The sequence below is a fragment of the Actinomadura macra NBRC 14102 genome, assembly GCF_001552215.1.
Classification (GTDB): domain Bacteria; phylum Actinomycetota; class Actinomycetes; order Streptosporangiales; family Streptosporangiaceae; genus Spirillospora; species Spirillospora macra.
Map to the genome: position 1 here is coordinate 193945 of NZ_BCQT01000001.1, position 24913 is coordinate 218857.

A 24913-nucleotide genomic window follows, 5' to 3' on the forward strand; every position below is an offset into this window, starting at 1 on the left:
ATAGCCCGCGGGACACCGGGCACCGCGTCCGGGACACCGTTCATGGACCGGCGCTGACCGAAAGGGGAGCAGGATGCGGGTGCTGCTGCACTACGACATGGACCATTCCGAACCCGGGCTGGACATCGTGAGCTGCTCCGAGCAGGACGACGCGCGCCTGGGCCGGCTGCTGCCGGACACCGAGGTCATCTGGCACGTGCTGCGCCCGCTGACCGCCGCCGACATGGACCGCGCCCCGAAGCTGCGGCTGATCCAGAAGCTCGGCACCGGCGTGAACACGATCGACCTGGACGCGGCGCGGGAGCGCGGCGTCCGCGTCGCGAACATGCCGGGGCAGAACGCGCAGGCCGTCGCGGAGACGAGCCTGCTGCTCATGCTGGCCACCCTGCGCCGCGTCATCGCGTTCGACGCGCGGACGCGGCGCGGCGAGGGCTGGCCCGCCGACCGCGCGCTGGTCGGCGGCGAGCTGTGCGGGCGGACGGTCGGGCTGCTCGGCGGCGGCGAGATCGCCGGCCTGCTGCGCGGGATGCTGGAGGCGATCGGCGCGCGCGTCGTCTACACCGCGCGCCGCCCCCGCCGCGACGACCCGTCCTGGATGGAGCTGGACGACCTGCTGCGGGTCAGCGACATCGTGTCCGTGCACATCCCGCTGACCGAGGAGACCCACCATCTTCTGGACGCCCGGCGGCTGGCGCTGCTGCCGCCCGGCGCGATCGTGGTCAACACCGCCCGCGGCGCGGTGATCGACGAGGCCGCGCTGGTGGCCGCGCTGGAGTCCGGTCACATCGGCGGCGCCGGACTCGACGTGTTCGAGCGGGAGCCGGTGGAGGCGTCCAACCCGCTGCTCGCCCGCGCCGACGTGGTCGTTTTGCCGCACGTCGCGTGGCTGACCCGCGAGACCTGGGCCCGCTATTTCGCCGTGGCGGCGGAGAACTGCCGCCGCCTCGCAAGCGACGAAGAGCTACTGCACGGTGTCGTCTAGTGGAGCGCCCGGGAGCAGGACGGGCTTGACGACCTTTCCCGCTCGGGCGTCGGCCTCGGCCTGGTTGATCTGAGCCAGCGGATAGGTCGTGACCAGCCGGTCGAAGGGGAAGCGGCCCTGCCGCCACAGCTCGATCATCTTCGGGATGAACGTGTGCGGGACGGCGTCGCCCTCGATGATGCCCTTGACGGTGCGTCCCATGAGCAGGAGCGAGGCGTCCAGCCGGTACTCCCGCGCGCCGACGCCGACCAGGCCGCAGACGCCGGTGGTGCGCAGGGACGCGACCGCCGCCGAGACGACCTCGGGGACGGCGGTCGAGTCGAGCGCGTACTGGACGCCTTCGCCGCTGGAGATCGCCCGGACGCGTGAGGCGAGGTCGGCGCCGCCGTCCGGGCCGCTCGCGCCGTCCAGCACGTGGGTGGCGCCGAGTTCGCGGGCCAGGTCGAGGCGCGGGCCGTGCAGGTCGACGGCGATGATCGTGGTCGCGCCCGCGACCCGCGCGGCCATCACCGCGGCGAGCCCGACGGCGCCCGCCCCGAACACCGCGATGGACTCGCCCGGACGGACGCCGAGCGAGATCAGCACGGACGCGGCGCCGGTCTGGACGCCGCAGCCGAGGGGACCGAGCGACTCCAGCGGGATGTCGCGCGGCACCGCGACGACGTTGCGGGCCGTCCCGAGGGCGTGGGTCGCGAACGACGACTGCCCGAACCACCGGTTGTGGACGGGCGCGCCGCCGCCGTCGGTGACGCGCGGGCGCCCGTCCCGGGGCCGGGCCGTCATGTTGAGCGCGGCCATCGCCCTGCAGTTGCCGGGCAGCGACGCGCGGCAGTTGGCGCACGATCCGCACGAGTCGAACGACATGACCACATGGTCGCCCTCGGCGAGACCCGCGACACCGGGACCGGTGGCCTCGACCACGCCCGCGCCCTCGTGCCCGAGGATCACCGGCTTGGAAACCCGGTCACCGGGCGCGCGCCCGAGCAGGTCGGTGTGGCACATCCCGGCGCCCACGATCCGGACGAGCACCTCGCCGGGCCCCGGGCCGTCCAGATCCAGCGCCTCGATCGCGTAGGGGGCGTCGGCGGCGCGCAGCACCGCGGCCTCGAACCGCATGCCGGCCCCTCAGGCGACCGAGTAGCGGATGGGCAGCCGTTTGAGACCGCCGACGAACGTGGTCGCGGTGCTCTCCGGCACCCCGCTGAGCTCGATCGAACCGAGCCTCGGGAGCAGCTCCTCGAAGAACGCGCGCACCTCGATACGGGCCAGCGCCGCACCGAGGCAGTAATGGACGCCGAACCCGAACGCTAGGTGCTTGTTCGGGTCGCGGCCGACATCGAAGCGGTACGGGTCGTCGAACACGTCCTCGTCCCGGTTCGCGGACGGGTAGGACAGCAGCACCGACTCGCCCTCGCGGATCGTGACGCCGCGCAGGTCGTAGTCGCGCGCCGCGGTCCGCATGAACTCCTTCACGGGCGTCACCCAGCGGATCATCTCGTCCACGGCGAGCGGCATCAGCTCGGGTTTCGCGCGGAGCCGGTCGAGCTGGCCCGGATGCTCGATCAGCGCGTGCAGGCCACCCGCGATGGTGGCGCTGGTGGTGTCGTGCCCGGCGGTCGCGATGATCACGTAGTACGAGGCGGTGTCGAAGTCGTTCAACGGTTCGCCGTCGATCCGCGCGTTGGCGATGGCCGAGGCGAGGTCGTCGGTGGGGGTCCGGCGGCGCGCCTCGGTGAGCCGCTGGAAGTAGGCGAAGAAGTCCATCAGGACCTCCAGCTTGTCCTCCTTGGTCGCACCGCGCCGGTAGTCGTCGTCGTCACCGCCGAAAAGTTCCTGCGTGAGCTTGAGCATCCGGTCGAAGTCGCTCTCGGGGAGGCCGAGCAGGGACAGCACCACATAGAGCGGAAAATGCACCGCGACCTGCCGCGCGAAGTCGCATTCGCCACCGAGCTCCACCATCCGGTCGACGTAGCGCCGCGCCAGCTCCTTGACCCGCGGTTCGAGATCGCGCATCGCCCGGGGCCGGAACCAGTCCGCGCCGATCGCCCGGACGACCCGGTGGTCGGGGTCGTCCATATGGACGATCGTCCGCAGCGCGATGCCCTGCTCCTGCCGCTGCCGGTTCATCTCGTCCATCTCGGCGGTGCTGAGGATGGGGCGCGGCGCGCTGAGGAACACGCCGTGCTCGCGCTCGACCTCCAGGACGTCGGCATGCCGCGTGACCGCCCAGAACGGGTTGTAGTCCGGAGCCTCGACGCGGTGCACCGGCGCCTCGCGGCGCAGCAGCGCGAGCGCCTCGTGCAGGCGTCGCTCGTCGGCGTAGGACTTCGGGTCCGCGAGCGCGCGGCCCGCCTCGTCCACGGTCAGGGTCATGCGATCGGCTCCTCGCTCACGGTGGCCGCCCGCAACGGGACCCTGGAAGCCGACTCGGGTTCGGCCGACTTCTCCAATGCCGTCGAAGCCGCCGTGCCGCCCATGCCCCCGGGTGAACCGCTGCGCGCCCTTCAGAGCATCATCCAGCGACCCGGGCCCGTGACGGAACTCGGCGGCGAGCGCGTCGCGGTCAGAAAACCCTTCCGCGGTCGGCCCGTCGACCGCGTTCCGTGCCTCGGGACGGGACAGGATCATCGTGGTGACGGAGCCCGCGCGCCCGGTCCGGACGGACACCTCACCCTTCTTCCCCGGGCGTGTCGAGGAACGCGCCGTCCACGAGGTCCTTGAAACGGTCGAGATCCTCCGCCGGCGCGTCGATCGCCCGCAGCGGCCCCTTGTCGGCCAGCCGGCTCCGGGCGTAGAGCCGCGCGACCAGCGCCTTGCGGTCGCCGCCCGAATCGGCGCGCTCCCACCCGGCCTGCTCCAGCAGCAGCGCCGCCGCGTACACGTCCGCCATGTATTGGGCCAGCGGGTACAGGCGCGCCTCCGCCGTCGTCCTGTCCAGGCCACGCCACCGGTCGATGGCCTCGCGCAGGTCGCCGATGCGCTCGTCCACCAGGCCGGCGGTCGCGTCGTCCCCGTCCGGCGCCTGCCGGACGGCCTGCGTCAGCCGGTCGAGGAACGGCTCGTGCGCGTCCTGCCGCTCGATCGCGCGCCGCACGTCCAGGCACAGGATGTTGTCGCCGCCCTCCCAGATGGGATTCACCTGGGCGTCCCGGAGAATCCGCGCGACCGGCCATTGCTCGATATAGCCGTTTCCGCCATGGATCTCGATGGCGTCACTGGCCGCCGTGACACCGAGCCGCGCCGTCCTCAGCTTGATGAGCGCGGGCCCCAGCCGCAACCGCGGACGGCCCAGATATCCGTCGAACACCAACGCCTGCGCGGCCTCCGTCTCGACGATCAGCTCGGCGAGCTTCCGGCGCATCAAAGGGTGCTCGTCCAATGACGTCCCGAACGCCTCCCTGGCCCGCGCATAACAGAGCGCCTCGACGAGCGACCGCCGCGCACATCCGAGGCCCATCATGGAAATGCCCAGCCGAGCGCCGTTCGTCAGTTCCATCATCCGAGCGAGGCCCTTGCCGTCCCCACTCTCCCCCGGGGCCAGCAGGAACGCCTCCGCGTCCGTGAACTCGATCTCCGCCGACGCTACCGACCGGGTACCGAGCTTGTCCTTCAGCCGCCTGATCCGGACGCCGTTGCGCGACCCGTCCCGCCGCTCTTTCAAGACCAGGAACGGCGCGATTCCCCGGACTCCGTCGGCCGCGCCTTCGGGTTTGGCCAGAACCACGAACGCCGAACCGTTCGCATTGGACGCGAACCATTTGAACCCGTTGAGCCGCCAGGAATCCCCGTCCGGCGACGCCGTCGATTCCAACGCTCCGAGATCGGACCCGCCGGACCTCTCCGTCAACATCTGCGCGGCCTCACCGGAGAACTCCCCGGCCGCGAACAGTTCCCGCACCCGCGCCTTCACATCGTCCGGCGCGAATGATTCGGTGAGACTCACGACCATGTCACCGCCGGTCCCCAGCGCGCACGCCATCCCGATATCGGCCTGGTCGAGCAGGTAGCTCCAGGCGACCTCCAACGGCGCCGGATCGACTCCCGCCGCCCGCGCCTGCGCGACGAACTGCGGCCGTGTGAAGGACGTCGTCACCAGCCGCTCCCGCGCGGCCTCGAACGACGGCGGCATGACGACCTCGCTGACGTCCCGCCCCCACCGGTCGTACTTCTCCAACCGCGGCGGGTCTCGGTCGGTCTCCTCGGCCCACCGCGCGACCGGCCCGCCCATCAGTGCGCCCATCTCCCGCAGCCTCGGCTCGGCCCATTCGAACCCGTCCCCGAGGTGGCGCCGTATCAAGAACCGCAGCGTCGGGTCGCCGTCGTACCAGTTGCGGCCCACGGCCCCGCGATAGCGCTCCGTCGCGTACCGCCGGGCCTTGTCCGCGCCGCCGTAGGGAAGCCGGTCGACCGGTTCGATCAGATAGGAGCCCATGACCGAACATTACGCTCCCAACTCATACGATGAAAGACTGTAATATCACGGCGGCGCTCACTCAGAGGACCCCTCCCCGCGAACGTCCAGCAGATAGAATTCCGACCAGACATGACCGCCAACACCTTGGAGATCCGGCCGCTCACCGCACGATCAGTGGTGCTGAGTACGCTGCTGGGCGTCCACCCACCCCGACTCCCCGCCCGTTACCTCGTCCGCGTCGGCGACCTTTTCGGCATCGCCGAGGGCACGATCCGGGTCGCGCTCTCCCGCATGGTCGCCTCCGGCGACCTCGTCCAGGCCGACGGCACCTACGCCCTCACCGAGCGCCTCCTCGACCGCCAGGCCCGCCAGGACGAGAGCCGCCTCCCCCACACCCGTCCCTGGGACGGCACCTGGGAGATCGCCGTCATCACCGCCGAGCGCCGCCCCGCCCCCGACCGCGCCGCGCTCCGCCAGGCCATGTCGGCGCTCCGGCTGGCGGAACTCCGCGAGGGCACCTGGCTACGTCCCGCCAACCTGACCCGCCGGCGCCCCAGCACGGTCGTCCGCCAGTGCAGATTCCTCACCGCCCACCCCGAAGACGACCCCGCCACGCTCGCCACCACCCTCTGGGACCTGGACGGCTGGGCGGCGTCCGCCCGCCTCCTGCGCACCGCCCTGGACGGCGCCACCACGATCGCCCAACGCTTCACCCTCTCCGCGGCCGTCCTCCGCCACCTCCTGGACGACCCGATCCTGCCCCCCGATCTCCTCCCCGCCGACTGGCCCGGCCCCGACCTCCGCACCCGCTACGAGCGCTTCGAGACAGACTTCGAGCAACTGCTCACCCACCACGTCCTCTCCTGACCGAAGATGCGCCCCTACGGCTGGCGCGCCACGCGATAGCGCAGATAGACGACTCCCGAGTCGAAGGTGCGGGTCTCCGTGAGTTCGAGATCCACCCGGTGCTCACGCTGGGGAAAGAACGGAATGCCACCGCCGACCAGCACCGGGTAGAACCTGGCCCGGTACTCGTCGATCAGACCCGACGCGGCCGCCTCGCCGGCGAGGGTGGCGCCGCCGATCGCGATGTCGCCCTCCCCTGGTTCGGCCCGCAACCGCTCGATCTCCTCAGCCAGGCCGCCGGAGGCCAGGCGGGCATTGCCCTGCACCTCCGACAGCGTGGTGGAGAACACGACTTTCGGGAGCGGATTCCAGAGCCCGGCCCATTCGAGCTTTGAGTCGTCGAGCGATGGATCCTGGTCGGCGGTCTCCCAGTACAGCATCGTCTCGTACAGCCGGCGTCCCAACAGGTGGACGCCGACTCCGCGTATCTCGTCGATCCAGGAGCGAAAGACCTCCTCGTCGGGCGCCGTCCAGTCGAAACCGCCGTCCGGCCCGACGATGTAGCCGTCAAGTGAGACGTTCATCGAATAGGTCACGCTGCGCATCAGAGTCCCTCCTCGGTAACGGGTTCGACAGTACGACCACCGGGCGCCGCCGGATTCATCGCCGCTAGCGGGTCCCCTGGGGTCCGCACTCGCCCCCACTCCACCTGCCCGATGCCGGCAAGGCATGCTTTGCCCGATGATGGCGGAGTTGAGGATGTGACGGGCCAAGCGGAACTGTCGGGGTTCGCCGCCGGTCTGCTGATCGCGATGGTGACCGCGCCGGTCGGGGTGTCGGGAGCGGTCTTCCTGCTCCCGGTCCAGCTCAGCGTGCTGAACGTGCCCAGCCCGGCGGTCACCCCGACCAACCTGCTGTTCAACGTCGTCGCCGGTCCCGGCGCCCTGGCCCGCCACTATCGCGCGGGGAATCTCGCCGGGCCGCTGACCCGGCTGCTGATCGCGGGCACCCTGCCGGGCGTCGTCGCCGGGGCGTTCATCAGGGTGTTCGCCGTCCCCGGCGCCGCCGTCTTCCGCGTCCTGGTCGGTCTGCTCCTGCTGCCGCTGGGCCTGTGGCTCTGCGCCCGGACACTGCGTCCACCCCGCCGCGCCGGGCAGCCGTCGCGACGGTTCATCACCACGCTCGCGCTGGCCGTCGGAACCGTCGGGGGCGTCTACGGCATCGGCGGCGGCTCTCTCCTGGGCCCCATCCTGGTCGGCCGGGGCATGCCCGTCGCCCTCGTCGCGCCTGCGGCGCTGGCCTCCACCTTCCTGGCCTCCCTCGTCGGCGCGGGAGCCTACGCCGCGCTGTCCCTCATGACCACCGGCGACATCGCTCCCCACTGGAGGCTCGGCCTGACCTGCGGCCTCGGCGGGCTCGTCGGCGGTTACCTGGGCGCACGCCTGCAACCCCGGCTTCCCGAAACCGCCCTGCGGCTGATCTTGGGTCTGCTGGCCACCACGCTGGCCGCCGGCTACCTGCTCCAAACGATCGGCTGACCTGGCGGCGGCACCGGCCCAGGCGAACGCCTGGATGCGTCAGGGGATCTGTTCGACTCGAACGCCGGGTATCGCCTTGTAGGCGTCCGGTGTGGCGGTGATGAGGGGCCAGCGGCGCCATCGGGCCGACCACGCGGCCTGCGCGGCGTCCACGCCCAGGTCGGGCACGCTCGCGGCGAGCAGTCCGGTCTGCTGGGCGATCACCTCGTCCAGGTCGTCGACGTGCACGACCTCCATCCGGGGCAGCCGTTCCAGGACGCCGCGGCCGTGATCGGGGACGAGTTGCCACGCGCGTGCCAGTGCGGCCGCGGGGATGACGATGCTGGCGTGGGCGGCGATCGATGCCCTCAGCCGGGCCCGCACATAGATCGTCTTACCGGTGGCCAGGTCCAGCAGAGCGGTCGTGTCGACGACGTGGCCGGTGATCACGCAACGTTCCGGTCGGGCTGCGCGGCGCCGTCGATGAGACGGTCGACCAGCGCCTGCTCATCCGGGGTCGGAGGCCCGAACAGCTCATCGACGGTGTCGGCGTCCTGCAGGTAGGCCAGCTTGAGCAGGGCGGCGTCCTGCAGAAAACCCGAGACCGAGGGGATCTTCTTGTCCGCGGCGAGTCCCTGCAGGGTCGCGGCGAGCTCGTCAGGCAACGTGATGTTCAGTCGAGCCATGGCCACCACGATACACACTTTGTGCGCCAGAAGTGTGTATCACCGTCAGCGCCGGCGACGTCCAGGGAAGGTGCGGTGACGGGCCCGCCCCAGGCCCGCCCTTCCCTCCTTGTCCATATACACAGGTTGACGAGGTGTGGGGGGACTATGCCCGAATCGTGATCTCGTTGACCTTGTCCGGCCATGAATTTCGTGGGCAGAGTCTCCCGGTGGCCCGCAATGGTGCGGGGCCCGTGTCGGGAGGTAGGTACATGGCCTCGGTCTTGGACGGGATGCTGCGCCGCAAGCCCATCGATCAGATCGACGACGAGGGCGCGGCGTCCGGGCTCACGCGGACGCTGGGACTGTGGCAGCTCACGGCGATCGGCGTCGGCGGGATCATCGGCGCCGGGATCTTCTCGCTGGCGGGGGCGGTGGCGAACGAGAAGGCCGGGCCCGGCGTGCTGATCTCGTTCCTGGTCGCGGGGATCGCGAGCGCGGCGGCGGCGTTCTCCTACGCCGAGTTCGCCGGGCTCATCCCGCGCGCCGGATCCGCCTACACCTACGGGTACGCGGTGCTCGGCGAGTTCACCGGGTGGGCGATCGGGTGGGACCTGCTGCTGGAGTACACGGCGATCGTGGCGGTGGTCGCCATCGGGATCTCCGGGTATTTCAACGACCTGCTCGGGTTCCTGGACGTGGACCTGCCGCTGTGGATGAGCGGTGCGCCCGGCACCGAACCGAAGGGCATCGCGGACGGCAGCTACAAGGTCAACCTGTTCGCGGCGCTGCTGTGCCTGCTGATCGCCTACGTGCTCAACCTCGGGATGAAGAGCGCGGCCCGGTTCGAGACGGCGCTGGTCTACCTGAAGGTCGGGATCGTCCTGCTGGTCATCGTGGTCGGCGTCTTCAAGATCAACACTGGGCACTACTCGCCGTTCCTGCCCTACGGGTGGTCGGGGGCCTTCACCGGGGCGGCGACCGTGTTCTTCGCGGTGTTCGGGTACGACGCGATGTCCACGGCGGCGGAGGAGTCGCAGGAGGCGCGCAAGCACATGCCGAAGGCGATCCTCTACTCGCTGGCGATCTCGATGGTGCTGTACGTCCTGGCGTGCCTGGTGCTGACGGGCATGGTCGACTACCAGGACATCGACACGAACGCGGCGTTCTCGTCGGCGTTCGACTCCGTGGGGATGGACGCGCTCGGGGCCGTCATCGCGGTCGGCGCGATCCTGGGCGTGCTGACGGTGCTGTTCACGTTCATGATGGGCGCCACGCGGGTGTGGTTCTCGATGAGCCGGGACGGGCTGCTCCCCGGCTGGTTCGCCAAGACGCACCAGACCCGGCACGTACCGACGCGGATCACCTGGATCCTCGGCGCCGGGTCGGCGGTGATCGCCGGGTTCCTGCCGATCGCCGAGGCCGCGGAGCTGACCAACATCGGCATCCTGCTGGCGTTCATCGTGGTGTGCATCGCGGTCATCGTGCTCCGCTACAAGCGGCCCGACCTGCCGCGCGAGTTCCGGACGCCGGGCATGCCGATCGTGCCCCTCGTCGGTGTCGGGTTCTCGATCTGGCTGATCACGTTCCTCCAGTGGCAGACGTGGGCGCGGTTCGGGGTGTGGTTCCTGCTCGGCTGCGTCGTGTACTTCGCCTACAGCAGGCGCGCGTCGGTGCTCAACCCCGGCCGGAGGAGCCTGAAGGACTGAGGACTGAGGACGGCGACGAGCTAGGAGAACCTGCGCGTCAGGTGCACCGTCACCTCGTCGCCGAGCCCCTTGCCGATGGTCTTCCGGAAGGCCGCGCGGAGCGGCATCATGTGCGTTCCGCCGCCGATCGGCAGCATGGCCGCCTCGTAGTCGTGCCCATCCACGGTGCCCGCCACCCTGACGGCCTTGCCGGTGCCGAAGAAGTCCGCCGAGCCCGGCATCCGCACGCAGGGCCAGCCGCTGTTGGAGTCGGCGACGACGGTGGCGGTGAACGTGGTGTCGATCTCGTGCGCCGTTCTCTCAGCCATGGTGGAGTCCTCCGTCCCGCGTCAGCGCAGAGGCGCCCGGGCCCGTCAGCTCGTCCGCGCCGGTGGGCCGCCCGGACGCCGCCAGCAGCAGCGCAAGCGCGGTACCGCGCACCTCCGGGCCTTCGCCGACGGCGAGACTCGCGTCGGTCGCCGTCAGGCGCAGTCCCTGTGCGCGTTCCTTGCCTCCGCCGAGCGTCACGCGGGTGCCGAGCTGGTAGCGCAGCGCGGTGACGACGTGCGCGACCGGATAGGTCCGGCTGAGGCCGAGCGGACGCCGGATGTCCTCGCCATGGACGAACGCCTCGACCAACCGGGTGTCCTTCGATACCGGAGCGCTGGTGGTCCGGTGGCTCACCGCGCGGAACGAGGCGAGCGTGCGCTGTGGTTCGTCGGCACGTTCCCGCGCCACCGCCTCGTCGTTGTAGCGGTCGAAGTCGAAGCGGGCGGCGGCGAATCGCCGGAAGAAGCCGAGGCGTGTGGTCTTGGCGTCATCGACGAGATGGGCCAGGACATCGTGAACATCCCAGCCAGGACACAATGACGGGGTGTCCCAGCGCTCGGCGGGCAGGCCCTCCAGGTCGCGGATCAGGGCCTCGCGTTCGGCGTGGACCACCGCCCAGATCTCGTTCATGTTACCCCTCGATCGTGAACTGAACTGTACTGTACAGGAAAGTTGCTTCTGTACTCAAGAGTTCAGTTGGAGGTAGCATGCAGGACGTGGGCAAAGACAGCACGAGAACCGCGGCCCCCTCGGGCAAACGCGCCGAACGCAACCGGCAGGCCATCATCGCCGCCGCCCGCGAGATGTTCGTCCGGGAAGGATTCGACGCCGGCATGGACCTGATCGCCGCCACGGCGGGCGTCTCCAAGGTGACCGTCTACAACCACTTCGGCAGCAAGGAAGAGCTGTTCACCGAGGTCATCGGCCAGGCAATGGGCGAAGCCCACACCACCATGGCCCAGGTACGCACCCGCCTCGCCGACACCGACGACGTCCGCCAGGCCCTGCTGGACACCGCGCGTGCCCTGGTGACCGCCGCCACCGACCCCTCCCGGCTGGCACTACGCAACCTCGTCACCGGCGAGCTACGCCGCTTCCCCGAACTCGGCCACGCCTACCAGGAGCGCGGTCCCGCCCGCTCCGCCGCCGCCCTCGGCGAAGTGTTCGGCGACCTGTGCGACCGGGGCCAGCTGGCCATCACCGACGTCGAGGTCGCCGTCATCCAGTTCTTCAGCCTGGCCGTCTACCCCCATCTGATCGTCGGTTCGATCGGTGCGAGCCTTCGCCAGGATCTCGCCGAGCGGCTCATCACCGATGGCGTGGACATGTTCCTGGAGCGGTACCGGTCTTGCTAGGACGAGGCCCCGCGCGGCACGGCGCCCTCCAGACCGCAAGGAAAGGTTCTGAGCACGATCCCGGCCTGGAGGGCGCCGTGGTCTGGGCGCCCCTGCGGACTCGCCGCGGGCGTTGCGGCCGCGGCTAGCCGCGGGCGTTGTCGAAGCGGGTCTTGACGTCCGCCCAGTTGACCAGCGACCAGAGCCTCTGCACGTAGTCGGGGCGGACGTTGCGGTACTGCAGGTAGTAGGCGTGCTCCCAGGCGTCGAAGACCAAAAGCGGGGTGGAGTTCATGCCGATGTTGCCGTGGTGGTCGTAGACCTGCTCCACGATGAGACGCCGGCCCAGCGGCTCCCACGCCAGCACTCCCCAGCCGGACCCTTGGACGAGCGACGTCGCGCTGGACAGCTGCTTCTGGAACGCCTCGAACGAGCCGAAGTGCTCGTTGATGGCCGCCGCCAGCTCCCCGTCCGGGCGGTCCCCGCCGTCCGGCGACAGGTTGTCCCAGAAGATCGAGTGCAGGACGTGGCCGGAGAGGTTGAACGCGAACGTCTTCTCCAGGCCGACCAGACCGCCGAACTGCTCCTTGTCGCGCGCCTCGGCGAGCTTCTCCAGCGTGTCGTTGGCGCCCTTGACGTAGGCGGCATGGTGCTTGGAGTGATGCAACTCCAGGATCTCGCCGGTGATCGCCGGCTCCAGGGCTGCGTAGTCATAGGGAAGGTCGGGCAGCGTGTAGTCAGCCATGCCGCCACTATTGCAAACGAGTTGCAGTTACGTCCAACCCGCAACACGTGGGTCTCCGCGCCGGCGTCGGTGGCCGCGCATGGGCAGACCGACGGGCCGGTCGGGGATCCCTGCGTGTCAGCGAGGAATCCCGACCGGAACGCCGGGGTGACGGGTCAGTGGCGGCGCCCGCCGCGCAGTCGCGCCAGCACACCGCGGACCTTGGCCTGCGTCCGGGGGTCCCGGGCGAGCCGCTCAGCCCGTGCGCGCGCCTGCCGCCCTTGCGGGCCGTTCACGAATCGTTTGATCCGGTCGATGAGAGAAGCCACGTTCTTCCTCCTCGGCCTAGCCTTTCCCGTTCAACGAGTGCCCACTCCGAGAAGTTCTGAACGCCTCGCCCCCGCCGCAACCCGGCGGGGGCGGACCCAGCACGGGATAGAAACCCTACATGTAGTCGAGTGTCCTCGTGCAGCCCCAACATGTTGGGCGTGTCGTGGCCACTTCCGGGGGTCGAGTGCACATTCGGTCCTGGCGGTGGGACGATAGCCCGGTCATGTCCGCACAGCGCCCGTATCCGCCGCCCCGCACGGCGCGCGCGGTGGTGTTCGCCACCGTGTGCGTGACGCTCGCGGCGATCGGGCATGCCCTGGCGTCGCGGGAGGCGGTCCCCGCCTGGGCCGTCCTCGCCGGGTTCGGGACGGTCCTTGCCGTCACCTTCGTGCTCGCCGGGCACGAGCGCTCGCTCGCGACGATCGCGGGCGGCCTCCTCGGCGGGCAGTTCGTGCTGCACACGCTGTTCGCGAGCGCGACCGACCCCATGCTGCACCACGCGTCGGGGATCGGCGGGGCGCACGGCGGGGCCGTGCAGGCCTCGGGCACCGCGATGACGCTCGCGCACACCGCCGCCGCCCTGCTCTCCGCACTGTGGCTGCGGCGCGGCGAGCGAGCGGCGTGGTCGCTCGCCCGGCGGCTGGCCATGGCGGCCGAGCGTCCACTGCGGCTGCTGCTGATCCTGTTCTCCGTCGAACCGGCCACGCCCTCGATGGGCGCTCCGGCCGTCCGGGCCGCGGACGCCGCCATGACCACCGGACGGGTGCTCCGGCACCAGGTCGTCCGGCGCGGGCCGCCGTCCCGTTCGAGGGCGCTCGTCCAGCACTGATCCGGCTCAGCACCAATCGGCTCAGCACCGAGTTCGTGTTCCGCGGGCGCCGCAGGTGTCACCGGACGCGCCGATCCGCGGCGCCTCCGGCTCCTCCCGTACGACTCGAACGGAGTTCCGCCATGCTTTCCACCCCGCCCGTCCGCCGCCTCGCGACCCTCTCCTCGCTCGCCGCGCTGTCGGTCATCGGGCTCGCCACCGCCGCGTCCGCCCACGTCACCGTCAACCCCGGCACCGCCGAGCAGGGCGGGTTCACCAAGGTGTCCTTCCGGGTGCCGAACGAGCGCGACGACGCCGGCACCACCAAGATCCAGGTGGACCTGCCCACCGACCACCCGGTGGCGTTCGTCTCCGTGCGTCCCGTCCCCGGCTGGAAGGTGAAGGTGGAGAAGGCCAAGCTCAAGACCCCGCTGAAGATGGAGGGATCGGAGCTGACCGAGGCCGTTTCCCGGATCACCTGGAGCGGTGGCAAGATCGACCCGGGGCAGTTCCAGGAGTTCGACGTCTCGATGGGCCCGCTGCCGACCGACACCGACCGGATGCTGTTCAAGGCCGAGCAGACCTACTCGGGCGGCGAGGTCGTCAAGTGGGACCAGGACCCCGGCGACGGGCAGAACGAGCCCGAGCACCCGGCGCCGGCGCTCAAGCTGACGCCGAAGGGCGCCGAACCCGCCGCCGCCAAGTCCACGACCGGCGTGGCCGTCCAGCCGAAGGCCGCCGCGAAGTCGGACGCGAGCGACGGAACCGCCCGCCTTCTCGGCGGGATCGGCATCGCGGTCGGCGTGATCGGCCTCGGCGTCGGCGGCTACGGCATCACCCGCGCGAGGAGCCGGGCATGACGAGGACCGCGGTCAGACTGGCCGCGGGCGGCGCGGTGGCCGCGCTGGTGGTGACGCTGGGCGCCGCGCCCGCCTCGGCGCACACCACGCTGAAGTCGGCGAACCCGGCGTCGAACTCGACCGTGGCACCACCGTCCAAGATCGTTCTGACCTATGCGGACCCGGTGATGGTGCCGCAGGTCGTGCTGACCGACGCGTCCGGTGGACGGCACGAGGCCGGCAAGGCCCAGGCGATCGACAACACAGTGACCGAGACCGTCTCCGGGACGCTGCCGAACGGTGTCTACACGGTGGGATGGCGTGTCGTCGCCACAGACGGCCACCCGGTCAAGGGCAGCTTCAAGTTCACCGTGAAGGGCTCGACGAGTACCGCGGCCCCGACCGGTGCGCCGGCACCCCCCACGGCACCGGCAGCGGCCGGTGAGGACTCCGGCGGGTCGTCCGGCTGGCTGTGGATCGGGCTGGGCGCGCTGGTCATCGCCCTGGTCGGCGGCGGCGTCGCCTGGTCCCGGCGCGCGAAAGGGTGATCGTTTCGCTTCCGGTCGGGTGATTACAGCATTACAGTAATTACCCGACCGGATGCGATATCCGGCGCGACCGCCAGGGGGCCAGATGATCGTCGAATACATCCGTTACAGGATCGACCCGCAGGAAGCAGAGGAGTTCGAGGCCGCCTACGCGCGGGCTTCGGTCCCGCTCGCGGCCGCCCCCCAGTGCGTGGACTACGAACTGTCACGGTGCACCGACGACCCCGCGTCCTACATCCTGCGCATCGGCTGGACGTCCCCCGACGACCACAGGCAAGGCTTCCGGGGCGGCGAGCACTTCCCCGCCTTCTTCGCCGAGATCAAACCGTACGTGGAGCAGATCGAGGAGATGCGGCACTACGAGCGGACGGACGTGCGCGGCTCCGGCTCGTCCGTCCCGACGCTCTACGACTGGGCGGGCGGCACCGCGGCGTTCGAGCGGCTCACCGAGGTGTTCTACGCGCAGGTTCTCAAGGACGACCTGATCGGCCCGCTGTTCGCGCACATGGACCCCGGCCACCCCCGGTACGTCGCGATGTGGCTGAGCGAGGTGTTCCGCGGCCCGGAGCGCTACAGCGGCGAGCGCGGCGGCTACCACCACATGGTCCGCCAGCACCTCGGCAAGGCCATCACCGAACCGCAGCGCCGCCGCTGGGTCAGCCTGCTCATGGACGCGGCGGACGAGGTCGGCCTCCCGGACGACCCCGAGTTCCGCGCCGCGTTCAGCGGCTACATCGAGTGGGGCACCCGCATAGCGCTCACCAACTCCCAGCCCGGGGCGGAGCCGCCGCTCGAAGCACCGATGCCGCACTGGGGCTGGGGCGTCGCCCCGCCGTACATCCCCGCCGAATGACGAGCCCAACGCAGCGGCTGGCCGGTCAACAGCGGCGCCCCCCGGCTCTCACGGCCGTCTCAACCAGGTCCGGAGCCGGCTGATCGGACAGCGCGAAGGCGTGCCCCACCCCGCGGTACCGGCCGCTCGTCCAGCGTTTGATAACGCATGGCTATCAGAGCGGCGATTGGACGGTGCGAGGGGTGGGGCCGGAGGATCTTCGTGGCCGGCAACGAGGCCGGGAACGACGGCGCGGGGGTGGGAGAGATGGGTTCTACCGAAGATCGGTTGGGGATCATCGAGACGTGCACGCGGCTGGCCTGGCACGCTGACCAGCGCGAATGGGAGCACCTGAAGACGATCTTCGCGGACGAGGTGCGGCTGGACTACACCAGCCTCAACGGCGGTGAGCCCGCCGTCCTCAGCGCCGGGCAGATCGTGGACGGCTGGCGGCAGGGGCTCGGCGGGTATGACGCCACCCACCACATGATCACCAACCATCTGGTGGACGTGGCCGGCGACACCGCCGTCTGCACGGCGTCCTTCCAGGCCACGCATCGTCTGGAGAACCCGCACGGGTCACCGCTCTGGACGCTCGGCGGCACCTACCGCTTCGACCTCGTCCGCGACGACGGATGGAAGATCAGCGGGCTGGTGATGACCGCGACGTGGGCGGACGGCAACCAGCACCTCACGACGCTGGCGGCGGGCCGGTGAAGGTCACCTTCGCCAGCGACGCGGCGACCCTGACCGGGAACCTCCTCCACCCCGGCGGGGACGGGCCGGTGCCCGGCATCGTCGTCGCCGGGACGTGGACGAGCGTCAAGGAGCAGATGGCCGACCGCTACGCCGAGCGGCTCGCCGAGCGGGGGTTCGCCGCCCTCTCGTTCGACTTCGCAGGTTACGGCGAGTCCGGCGGTGAGCCCCGCGACGTGGAGTCGCCCGAGCGGAAGGTCCGGGACATCCACAATGCGGTGACCTACCTCGCGGGACGTCCCGACGTGGACACGGGACGGATCGGCGCCCTCGGGGTGTGCGCCGCCGCGATGTACATGAGCGCGAACGCCACCGAAGACCCGCGTGTCCGGTCGCTGGCCCTTGTCGCGCCCTGGCTGCACGACGAGGCGATCTGCCGGGAGAACTACGACGTGGACGCGCGGCTCGCCGAGGCCGCGCAGGCCCGCGCGCACTGGGAGCGGACCGGCGAGGTCGAGTACGTGCCCGTGGTGAGCGGCACCGATCCGCGTGCGGCCATGCCCTTCGACATCGATTTCTACCTGAACCCGGCTCGCGGCGGCATCCCGCAGTGGCCCAACCGGTTCGCGGTCATGGCGTGGAAGGAGTGGCTGGAGTTCGACTCGGTCGCGCTGGCGCCGCGTCTCACCGGCCCGGTCCTGCTCGTCCACAGCGAGGACGCCGCCATCCCGGACGGTGCCCGCCGGTTCCACGCGGGTCTCGGCGGGCCGAAGGAGTTCGTGTGGACGACAGGCACCCAGTTCGACTTCTACGACCAGGAACCGGCGGTGACCACCGCCGTGGACGCGGCCGAAGCGCACTTCAAGGACACGCTGTGAACCGAGTCGCGTTGGCGGTCGGGGTGGCCACCGTCGCCTGACCGGCGTGGACGCGCCGCCCGGCCGGGCCGGGCGGCGCGTCGACCGCGTCGTCCACACGCGAAGGCTGTCCTAGGACTTGGCAGGCGCCGCCCCGACCGGTGCCGGCGGGATGTCGGCCATGCAGGAGGTGTCACCGACCTTCAGGGCACGGATGAAGCCGGTCTCGATGCCCGCCACACAGCCGCTCGGCTCCACTTCGGCGACATGGCCGACGTTCGGGACCTCCACGACGGTGGAGCGGCGGAACTGGCGGGCGGCGAGGCGCCCCTCCTCGGTCGGGGTGTTGGCGTCCAGGTCCCCGGACACGACCAACACCGGGACGTCGGGAAGGGGACCGGTCCGCTGCCCCGTGCCCTCCCGGTCGGGCCAGTTGAGGCAGCTGTTGCCGCGGTCGGTGATGGCGCTGGTCCACGCCTGCTTGCCGAACGGCCAGAACTCGCGTTCGGGCAGGGCTGCGCGTCCGGCCGCGAACTGCCGGGTCCGGGTGGCGACCGGCGCGGCACGGTCCCACAGGGTCGGGTAGTCGTTGCACATCACGGTCACCGACTGGGCCGGGTTGAAGGGCTGCTCGTCGGGCGCGGACGAACCGCTCATCGGGGCCAGCTCGCGGGCCGCCGCGACCAGCGCGGCGGTGCGGCCGCGCAGGGCGTCCCGGACCATCGACGGGATGGTCCCGATGCCCTGCGGGGCCCGGGTGGCGGCGTCGTAGACGATCGCCGACAGCGCGGTGCCGTCCAGGGTGCGCCGCTCGCCGTTCTCCAGCTCGTAGGAGATCGGCCGGTCGCCCAACCGGTCCGACAGGCGGGCGACGTCGCGCAGGACGCGGTCGCCGTCGCAGGCGCCGCTGCGGTCGCACACCAGCGCGAGGGTCCTGCGCGCGGCGCGGACGTTGGGACGCGCCCACATGTCGAAGTCGATCGGGTAGGCGCTGGACAGCACGATGGACCGCACCCGCTCGGGGTGGCGCTGGGCGTAGACGGTCATGAGATAGGTGCCGTACGACTCGCCGAGCAGGTCGAGCTTGCCGATGCCGAGCTTCGCGCGGACGGCGTCGATGTCGTCGGCGGTCTCCGCGGAGGTGTAGCCGCGCGCGCGGGCGCCGAGGGCCTCGCCGCAGTCGCCGATCGTGCGGACGAGGCCCTCGCGGGTCGCGGGCAGCGCGTCCCCGAACCCGCAGTCGATGCCGCCGGAGCGGTTCACCCCGCGCGGCTCGACGAGCAGCATGTCGTGGTCTTGCAGGAGGGTGCGGAACTTGTCCGCGTAGAGCGGCGCGAACGCGAACGCCGAGTCGCCCGGCCCGCCCGGGTTGACGGTGACCGTTCCCTTGGCCGGCCGGGACGTGTCCCGATGGGGGATCACCGCGTAGGCGACCGTCGTCCTTCCCAGGTCGGGGCGCGACCGCACCAGCGGAACCTGGATCGTTCCGCATTCCGCGCCGGGGACCGCTATGCACTCGGGCGCGGGCTCCCGCGCCGATGCGGCGCCGACGCCGCTTCCCGCGATGGCCGCGCACACGGCCATCGGCACGCCGATCCACTTCAAGATCTGCCTCATCCCCCGACGATGACCGGCGGGGACCCGGACGCGCATCGCCCGGCACGGGTAGACCGCGCCCGCTACCGCAGAGGGAGCCCGGTCCGAGTCGCGGCACGACCTAGCGGACGCGTTCCTCCAGATGGACGGTGATGTCGTCGCCGGCCTCCTTGCCGATCGCCTCGCGCAGCTCGGCCTTCACCGCGAGCTTGTGGTTGCCGTCGCCGAGGGCCATGAAGGAGCCCTCGAACGGGTGCCCGTCGATGGTCCCGCGGACCTTGACCAGGCCCCGCGTCCCGAAGAACTCCGCCGACTCGGGCCAGATCACGTACGTCCAGCCGCCCTTGTTGGGGCTCTTCTGTAGGTTCGCGGTGAATCGCTTGTCCAGTGCCGTGCCCATGCCGACCTCCTTGTAGCGTTGTCTCTCGCGGGTATTGACCGTCCCTCGCAGAGAAACTCATCGGACCGACCGGTGCGTCCCGCCATAGGTCTAGAGGATGAGGGTGGGGTAGGACGCCGATCGCTGGAGTTCCGCCCAAGCCCTCCCGAGCCGGTCGACCAGCTCGGTGAGGGTTTCGGTGGGAAAGGTGAACGGAAGCCGGATGAAGTTGTCGTGCCGCCCGTCGGAGTCCATGGCGGCGCCGGGGACGATCTCGACTCCATGCCGCAGGGCGACGTGCGCGAACGCGCGGGCGTCGATCCGCGGGAGCTCGATCCACAGTGCCGCACCGCCCTGCGGCTCCGTCCAGCGCCAGGTGGGGAAGCGCGCCCGCAGCAGGCCGGCCAGGTGGTCGAGGCGTTGCCGTCCGGCGGCGGATCGGCTGGCTTCGAGCTCGTGGAGCCGGGGCAGGAAGCGCGCGGCGAGCGCCTGGTCGAGGACGGGACTGCCGAGGTCGGCGAGCGCCTTGTGCCGGGCGAGCCGCTCGGTGGTGTCGGCGGACGCGCGGATCCAACCGATGCGCAGGCCGCCCCAGACCGCCTTGGCGAGCGACCCCACGGTGAGGATCTCGGCGCCGGGCCCGCCATAGGCCGCGATCGGCGGCGGCGCCTCACCAGCGAGGCCCGTGTAGGCGTTGTCCTCCAGGACGGGGACACCGTACCGCTCGGCGAGCCGGGCGATGCGCCCGCGCCGGGCAGCCGACATCAGCGTCCCGGTCGGGTTGTGGTAGGTCGGCATGACGAACAGCAGCGCCGGCCGGTAGTCGGCGAACGCGCGCTCGATCTCGTCCGCGCGGGCGCCCTCCTCGTCCAGCCGGACGCCGCGCAGCCGCGCCCCCGCCGCGCGGAACACATCGAAGCAGCCCGGCCAGCCCGGTGATTCCACGACCACGCCGGAGCGCCGGCGCAGCCGCATCTGCGCGACGAGGCCGATGGCCTGCGAGGCGCCCGCCGTCACCAGGACCTGCTCGGACGAGGTGTCCAGGCCGAGCCCGGTGAGGTGCGTCGCGATGGCGTCCCGCAGGGCCGGAAGGCCACGCGGGTGGTATCCGGCGTCGGCGGTGAGATGCGGCAGATCCTCCCGGACGAGGTCCAGCAGCGCCTGGCGCAGGTCGGGCACCGGTCCCTCGATCGCGTGCGCCAGCGAGATCACCTCGCCGGGGCCGTCCACGAACCGCTGGAAGATCGACGTCGCCCGGCCGCCGGGAACGCGCCCGTCGGCACCGGCCGGCAGGGCGGGCGGGCCCTCCGCGACACGGGTGCCGGAGCCGCGCCGGCTCTCCACCAGCCCCCGGGCCCGCAGCTCGTCGTAGGCGGCGGTGACGGTGGCGCGGCTGACCACGAGCGTCCGCGCCAGGTCACGCTCGGACGGCAGCCGCTCGCCGGGGACGAGGTCGCCGGCCGTGACGGCGCGGGCCACGGCGGCGACGAGCCGCCCGTAGAGCGGGCCCGAGGCCGTGCTCCAGTCGCCGAGGATCTCGACCAGTTCGTCCGCGCTGCGATAACGGTCCAACTCCCGCTCCATTGCCTCGGATGGACGGTAACTGCCTCGGATGGCTGCAACGCTAGCGCCGGAGCACGATCAGCAGGGATCAGCGACCACAGGGAGCGACTTGCGAGATCAACATTCGTCGTCCCTGGGTAGGACACCTGAGACCGCCACCCCCGTCCGGGGGTGGCGCACACCACAGTCCACGACAACGATCGCCCTAGAAGCGCCAAGAAACCATCAGCACCCATACCAGCCACCACCCAAGCCACCACCCAAGCCACCAACGACCAGAACAGCTGCGATCGCGTGCGAAGCCAGGTACGAGCGAAGCGAGAACCTGATCGCGAAGCGAGCCCTCCAGGGCGAGTCGAAAGCGATGCAGCGATCGCCGCAGTGCCCGCCGAAGGAAGGGCCGCCAAGGCCCGACCGCCAAGGGAACTGCAATAAACACAGCGATCGCGTGCGAAGCCAGGTACGAGCGAAGCGAGAACCTGATCGCGAAGCGAGCCCTCCAGGGCGAGTCGAAAGCGATGCAGCGATCGCCGCAGTGCCCGCCGAAGGAAGGGCCGCCAAGGCCCGACCGCCAAGGGAACTGCAATAAACACAGCACCGAAAGGACTACCCCTCATGCCGGCAGTCGAGTTCCGCGCGGCGCGCGACTTCCTGCTCGCCCATCGCGAGGACTACGCGACCGCGTACGAGAAGTTCCGCTGGCCGGTGCTGACCGGCTTCAACTGGGCGCTGGACTGGTTCGACAAGAACGCCGAGGGCAACGACGCCCCGGCGCTGTGGATCGTCGAGGAGGACGGCTCGGAGGCCAAGTACTCCTTCGCGGAGTTGTCGCGGCGGTCGAACCAGGTCGCGAACCGGCTGCGGGCGGCGGGCGTGCGGCGCGGTGACCGGATCATCCTGATGCTCGGCAACCAGGTCGAGTTGTGGGAGACGGTCCTCGCGGCGATGAAGCTCGGCGCGGTGCTCATCCCGTGCACGCCACTGCTCGGCCCCGCGGACCTCCAGGACCGGCTGACGAGGGGACGGGCCCGCCATGTGGTGGCGGGCTCGGCCGACACCGGGAAGTTCGCGGGGCTGGACGGCGAGTACACGCGGATCGCGGTCGGCGCGCCCGTGGAGGGCTGGCTGCGGTACGAGGACGCCTATGAGGAGCCGGAGAAGTTCTCCCCGTACGGGCTGACGATGTCGCGGGACACGCTGCTGCTCTACTTCACGTCGGGCACGACCGCGAAGCCGAAGCTGGTCGAGCACACGCATGCCTCGTATCCCGCCGGACACCTGTCGACGATGTACTGGATCGGGCTGCGGCCCGGGGACGTCCATCTGAACATCTCCTCGCCCGGGTGGGCTAAGCACGCGTGGAGCAACGTCTTCGCGCCGTGGAACGCCGAGGCGTGCGTGTTCATCTTCAACTACACGCGCTTCGACGCCGACCGGCTGCTCGACACTCTCGACCGGTGCGGGGTGACGAGCTTCTGCGCGCCGCCGACCGTGTGGCGGATGCTGATCCAGGCCGATCTCGGACGGTTGTCCACGCCGCCGCGGGAGGTGGTCGCGGCGGGCGAGCCGCTCAACCCCGAGGTGATCGAGCGGGTGCGGGAGGCGTGGGGCCGGACGATCCGGGACGGGTTCGGGCAGACCGAGACGACCGTCCAGATCGCGAACTCGCCGGGTCAGCCCGTCAAGCCCGGCTCGATGGGGCGGCCCGCGCCCGGCTACCGCGTCGCGCTGATCGACCCGGTGACCGGGGAGGCAGGCGACGAGGGCGAGATCTGCCTCGACCTGGAGGACCGGCCGCTCGCGCTGATGGCGGGCTACCACGGCGACGAGGCGCGCACCGAGGAGGCGATGGCGGGGGACTTCTACCACACCGGCGATATCGGCTCCCGGGACGCCGACGGCTACATCACCTATGTGGGACGCGCTGACGACGTGTTCAAGGCGTCCGACTACAAGATCTCGCCGTTCGAGCTGGAGAGCGTGCTGATCGAGCACGACGCGGTGGCGGAGGCGGCGGTGGTGCCGTCCCCCGATCCGGTGCGGCTGGCCGTGCCGAAGGCGTACGTGACGCTCGCGGCGGGCTGGGAGCCGGACGCCGAGACCGCCCGGTCGATCTTCGAGCACAGCCGGGCGCAGCTGTCGGCGTACAAGCGGGTGAAGCGGCTGGAGTTCGGCGCGTTGCCCAAGACCATCTCCGGGAAGATCCGCCGGGTGGAGTTGCGCACCAGCGAGATCGGCAAGCATCCGGGGGCGGACGACCGTCCGGAGGGTGAGTTCCGCGAGGAGGACCTGCGGTGAGGCCCGCGTACGCCTCGGGCACCTCGGCGGTCCCGCTGCTCGGTGACACGATCGGAGCGAACCTCGACCGGACGGTCGCGTCCTTCGCCGACCGCGACGCCCTCGTGGACCGGACGACGGGGCGGCGCTGGAGCTATGACCAGTTCGCCGCCGACGTGGACGCGGTCGCGCTCGGGCTGCACGGTCTCGGCGTCGGCAAGGGCGACCGGGTCGGGATCTGGGCGCCGAACTGCGCGGAGTGGATGCTCGTCCAGTACGCGACGGCGAGGCTCGGCGCGATCCTGGTCAACATCAACCCGGCGTACCGCGTCCACGAGCTGAGGTTCGTGCTGAACCAGGCGGGCGTCCGGACGCTCGTCGCCGCGCCCGCGTTCAAGACGTCCGACTACCGGGCGATGATCGAGGAGGTCAGGCCGGACTGCGGCGCACTGTCGGACGTCCTGCTCCTCGGGTCGCAGGAGTGGGACGCGCTGCTGGCGGCGGGCCGCGCGGGTGACCGGGCCGTGCTCGCCTCGATCGGCGAAGGGCTGAGCCCTGACGACCCGATCAACATCCAGTACACGTCCGGGACGACGGGCTTCCCCAAGGGCGCCACGCTCTCGCACCACAACATCCTGAACAACGGCTTCTTCGTCGGCGAGCTGTGCGGGTACGACGAGGAGGACCGGGTGTGTGTTCCGGTGCCCTTCTATCACTGTTTCGGGATGGTGATGGGAAATCTCGCGGCGACCAGCCACGGCGCCTGCGTGGTGATCCCCGCGCCCGCGTTCGACCCGAAGGCGACCCTGGAGGCGGTCGCGGCGGAGCGGTGCACGTCGCTGTACGGGGTGCCGACGATGTTTATCGAGATGCTGGGGCTCACCGCGGTGCTGGGCGAGCCGTCCGGGGACGGGCTCGACCTGTCCGCCCTGCGCACCGGGATCATGGCGGGGTCGCCGTGCCCGGTGGAGGTGATGAAGCAGGTCATCGAACGGCTCGGGATGGCCGAGGTCGCGATCTGTTACGGGATGACCGAGACGTCGCCGGTGTCCACCCAGACCCGGGCGGGCGACTCGCTCGACCGGCGGGTCGCCACGGTCGGGACCGTGCACCCGCATCTGGAGGTCAAGATCATCGACCCCGGCACCGGCGTCACGGTGCCGCGCGGCACGCCCGGCGAGTTCTGTACCCGCGGCTACTCGGTGATGCTCGGCTACTGGGACGAGCCGGACAGGACGGCCGAGGTCATCGACGCCGCGCGGTGGATGCACACCGGGGACCTCGCCGTGATGGACGGGGACGGCTACGTCACCATCACCGGCCGCATCAAGGACATGGTGATCCGGGGCGGTGAGAACGTCTATCCGCGCGAGGTCGAGGAGTTCCTCTACACCCATCCCGACATCGTGGACGCGCAGGTCATCGGCGTCCCGGACGAGAAGTACGGGGAGGAGCTGATGGCGTGGGTGCGGTTGCGCGACGGTGCCCCCGAGCTGACCGCGGAGTCGCTGCGGGAGTTCTGCCGGGGCAGGCTGGCCCACTTCAAGATCCCCCGCTACGTCCATCGGGTGGAGGAGTTCCCCATGACGGTCACCGGCAAGATCCGCAAGGTGCAGATGCGCGCCGAGGCGGTCGACATCCTCGGTCTGGAGCCCCGGGCCACCAAGCCCTGACTTTTCCGCCCCGGT

The 24913-nt window shown here is 70.8% G+C and carries 26 protein-coding genes; 13 read left to right on the plus strand and 13 right to left on the minus strand.

What is annotated here, in order from left to right; translation table 11 throughout:
• The first annotated feature begins 73 nt into the window (after positions 1-73).
• Positions 74-982, plus strand: coding sequence for a 2-hydroxyacid dehydrogenase (locus AMA02S_RS00795; RefSeq protein ID WP_084264384.1), 909 nt, complete (start codon positions 74-76; stop codon positions 980-982).
• Here AMA02S_RS00795 and AMA02S_RS00800 read toward each other — a convergent pair.
• The 3 genes from AMA02S_RS00800 to AMA02S_RS00810 form a co-directional block, all read right to left on the minus strand.
• Positions 962-2098 (minus strand): NAD(P)-dependent alcohol dehydrogenase, encoded by a 1137-nt coding sequence (locus AMA02S_RS00800; protein WP_067449918.1) that lies wholly within the window; start codon positions 2096-2098, stop codon positions 962-964. The two genes, AMA02S_RS00795 and AMA02S_RS00800, sit on opposite strands and share 21 nt — an antisense overlap.
• Before the next feature lie 9 nt (positions 2099-2107).
• Positions 2108-3355 carry a cytochrome P450 gene (locus tag AMA02S_RS00805; RefSeq protein WP_067450148.1) on the minus strand — a complete coding sequence of 416 codons (1248 nt, stop codon included), beginning with the start codon at positions 3353-3355 and terminating at the stop codon, positions 2108-2110.
• Between the two features lie 295 nt (positions 3356-3650).
• Positions 3651-5414, minus strand: coding sequence for an acyl-CoA dehydrogenase family protein (locus AMA02S_RS00810; protein ID WP_067449920.1), 1764 nt, complete (start codon positions 5412-5414; stop codon positions 3651-3653).
• Positions 5415-5525: 111 nt separating this feature from the next.
• Here AMA02S_RS00810 and AMA02S_RS00815 point away from each other — a divergent pair, with 111 nt between their 5' ends.
• The gene (locus tag AMA02S_RS00815) at positions 5526-6263 is read left to right on the plus strand and encodes a PaaX family transcriptional regulator C-terminal domain-containing protein (protein ID WP_067449922.1); all 738 of its coding nucleotides are present in this window, start codon (positions 5526-5528) and stop codon (positions 6261-6263) included.
• 14 nt (positions 6264-6277) lie between these two features.
• Here the strand turns inward: AMA02S_RS00815 and AMA02S_RS00820 are convergent, their stop codons facing one another.
• Complete coding sequence (locus AMA02S_RS00820; RefSeq protein ID WP_067449924.1) at positions 6278-6847, minus strand: dihydrofolate reductase family protein; 570 nt, start codon at positions 6845-6847, stop codon at positions 6278-6280.
• 156 nt (positions 6848-7003) lie between these two features.
• On the opposite strand from AMA02S_RS00820, the gene AMA02S_RS00825 reads away from it, so the two are divergent.
• Positions 7004-7780: a sulfite exporter TauE/SafE family protein gene (locus AMA02S_RS00825; RefSeq protein ID WP_245667289.1), complete on the plus strand. Its 777-nt coding sequence runs from the start codon at positions 7004-7006 to the stop codon at positions 7778-7780.
• 39 nt (positions 7781-7819) lie between these two features.
• Here the strand turns inward: AMA02S_RS00825 and AMA02S_RS00830 are convergent, their stop codons facing one another.
• Both AMA02S_RS00830 and AMA02S_RS00835 read right to left on the minus strand, forming a co-directional pair.
• Positions 7820-8209, minus strand: a complete 390-nt coding sequence (locus AMA02S_RS00830) for a hypothetical protein (protein WP_067449926.1) — start codon at positions 8207-8209, stop codon at positions 7820-7822.
• Positions 8206-8445 (minus strand): ribbon-helix-helix domain-containing protein, encoded by a 240-nt coding sequence (locus tag AMA02S_RS00835; RefSeq protein ID WP_157430297.1) that lies wholly within the window; start codon positions 8443-8445, stop codon positions 8206-8208. The genes AMA02S_RS00830 and AMA02S_RS00835 overlap by 4 nt, the downstream gene beginning before the upstream one ends.
• Before the next feature lie 251 nt (positions 8446-8696).
• Between AMA02S_RS00835 and AMA02S_RS00840 the strand changes: the two genes are divergently transcribed.
• Positions 8697-10133 (plus strand): amino acid permease, encoded by a 1437-nt coding sequence (locus tag AMA02S_RS00840; protein WP_067449930.1) that lies wholly within the window; start codon positions 8697-8699, stop codon positions 10131-10133.
• Between the two features lie 20 nt (positions 10134-10153).
• Here AMA02S_RS00840 and AMA02S_RS00845 read toward each other — a convergent pair whose 3' ends face one another.
• Positions 10154-10441 carry a DUF1905 domain-containing protein gene (locus AMA02S_RS00845; RefSeq protein ID WP_067449932.1) on the minus strand — a complete coding sequence of 96 codons (288 nt, stop codon included), beginning with the start codon at positions 10439-10441 and terminating at the stop codon, positions 10154-10156.
• Complete coding sequence (locus AMA02S_RS00850; protein ID WP_067449934.1) at positions 10434-11072, minus strand: maleylpyruvate isomerase family mycothiol-dependent enzyme; 639 nt, start codon at positions 11070-11072, stop codon at positions 10434-10436. Before AMA02S_RS00850 ends, AMA02S_RS00845 begins: the two co-directional genes overlap by 8 nt.
• Positions 11073-11158: 86 nt before the next feature.
• Here AMA02S_RS00850 and AMA02S_RS00855 point away from each other — a divergent pair, with 86 nt between their 5' ends.
• Complete coding sequence (locus AMA02S_RS00855; protein ID WP_218004804.1) at positions 11159-11797, plus strand: TetR/AcrR family transcriptional regulator; 639 nt, start codon at positions 11159-11161, stop codon at positions 11795-11797.
• A 124-nt stretch (positions 11798-11921) separates the two neighbouring features.
• On the opposite strand, the gene AMA02S_RS00860 is transcribed toward AMA02S_RS00855, so the two are convergent.
• Positions 11922-12521, minus strand: coding sequence for a superoxide dismutase (locus AMA02S_RS00860; protein ID WP_067449938.1), 600 nt, complete (start codon positions 12519-12521; stop codon positions 11922-11924).
• Between the two features lie 155 nt (positions 12522-12676).
• Positions 12677-12829, minus strand: coding sequence for a hypothetical protein (locus AMA02S_RS42715; RefSeq protein ID WP_169806751.1), 153 nt, complete (start codon positions 12827-12829; stop codon positions 12677-12679).
• A gap of 224 nt (positions 12830-13053) precedes the next feature.
• On the opposite strand from AMA02S_RS42715, the gene AMA02S_RS00865 reads away from it, so the two are divergent.
• The 6 genes from AMA02S_RS00865 to AMA02S_RS00890 all read left to right on the plus strand — a co-directional run bounded on the left by AMA02S_RS00865 (position 13054) and on the right by AMA02S_RS00890 (position 17431).
• Entirely contained in the window at positions 13054-13659 is a 606-nt protein-coding gene (locus AMA02S_RS00865; protein ID WP_067449940.1) for a hypothetical protein, read from the plus strand.
• 122 nt (positions 13660-13781) lie between these two features.
• On the plus strand, positions 13782-14498 hold the full coding sequence (locus AMA02S_RS00870) for a YcnI family copper-binding membrane protein (RefSeq protein ID WP_067449942.1): 717 nt from the start codon (positions 13782-13784) through the stop codon (positions 14496-14498).
• Positions 14495-15025: a copper resistance CopC family protein gene (locus AMA02S_RS00875; protein WP_067449944.1), complete on the plus strand. Its 531-nt coding sequence runs from the start codon at positions 14495-14497 to the stop codon at positions 15023-15025. The genes AMA02S_RS00870 and AMA02S_RS00875 overlap by 4 nt, the downstream gene beginning before the upstream one ends.
• Before the next feature lie 85 nt (positions 15026-15110).
• Positions 15111-15878 carry a group II truncated hemoglobin gene (locus tag AMA02S_RS00880; protein ID WP_067449946.1) on the plus strand — a complete coding sequence of 256 codons (768 nt, stop codon included), beginning with the start codon at positions 15111-15113 and terminating at the stop codon, positions 15876-15878.
• Positions 15879-16079: 201 nt separating this feature from the next.
• On the plus strand, positions 16080-16574 hold the full coding sequence (locus AMA02S_RS00885; protein ID WP_218004805.1) for a nuclear transport factor 2 family protein: 495 nt from the start codon (positions 16080-16082) through the stop codon (positions 16572-16574).
• On the plus strand, positions 16571-17431 hold the full coding sequence (locus tag AMA02S_RS00890) for an alpha/beta hydrolase (RefSeq protein ID WP_218004806.1): 861 nt from the start codon (positions 16571-16573) through the stop codon (positions 17429-17431). The genes AMA02S_RS00885 and AMA02S_RS00890 overlap by 4 nt, the downstream gene beginning before the upstream one ends.
• 111 nt (positions 17432-17542) lie before the next feature.
• Here the strand turns inward: AMA02S_RS00890 and AMA02S_RS00895 are convergent, their stop codons facing one another.
• The 3 genes from AMA02S_RS00895 to AMA02S_RS00905 form a co-directional block, all read right to left on the minus strand.
• A complete protein-coding gene (locus AMA02S_RS00895; RefSeq protein WP_067449951.1) occupies positions 17543-19027 on the minus strand; it encodes an alpha/beta fold hydrolase in 1485 nt (494 codons plus the stop codon).
• 100 nt (positions 19028-19127) lie between these two features.
• Positions 19128-19406, minus strand: coding sequence for a DUF1905 domain-containing protein (locus AMA02S_RS00900; RefSeq protein WP_067449954.1), 279 nt, complete (start codon positions 19404-19406; stop codon positions 19128-19130).
• Positions 19407-19496: 90 nt separating this feature from the next.
• On the minus strand, positions 19497-20957 hold the full coding sequence (locus tag AMA02S_RS00905; RefSeq protein WP_218004807.1) for an aminotransferase-like domain-containing protein: 1461 nt from the start codon (positions 20955-20957) through the stop codon (positions 19497-19499).
• Between the two features lie 606 nt (positions 20958-21563).
• Between AMA02S_RS00905 and AMA02S_RS00910 the strand changes: the two genes are divergently transcribed.
• Together AMA02S_RS00910 and AMA02S_RS00915 are read left to right on the plus strand one after the other, a co-directional pair.
• Positions 21564-23246, plus strand: a complete 1683-nt coding sequence (locus tag AMA02S_RS00910) for an AMP-binding protein (protein WP_067449960.1) — start codon at positions 21564-21566, stop codon at positions 23244-23246.
• Positions 23243-24898 carry an AMP-binding protein gene (locus AMA02S_RS00915; RefSeq protein WP_067449963.1) on the plus strand — a complete coding sequence of 552 codons (1656 nt, stop codon included), beginning with the start codon at positions 23243-23245 and terminating at the stop codon, positions 24896-24898. Before AMA02S_RS00910 ends, AMA02S_RS00915 begins: the two co-directional genes overlap by 4 nt.
• The last annotated feature ends 15 nt before the right edge of the window (positions 24899-24913 follow it).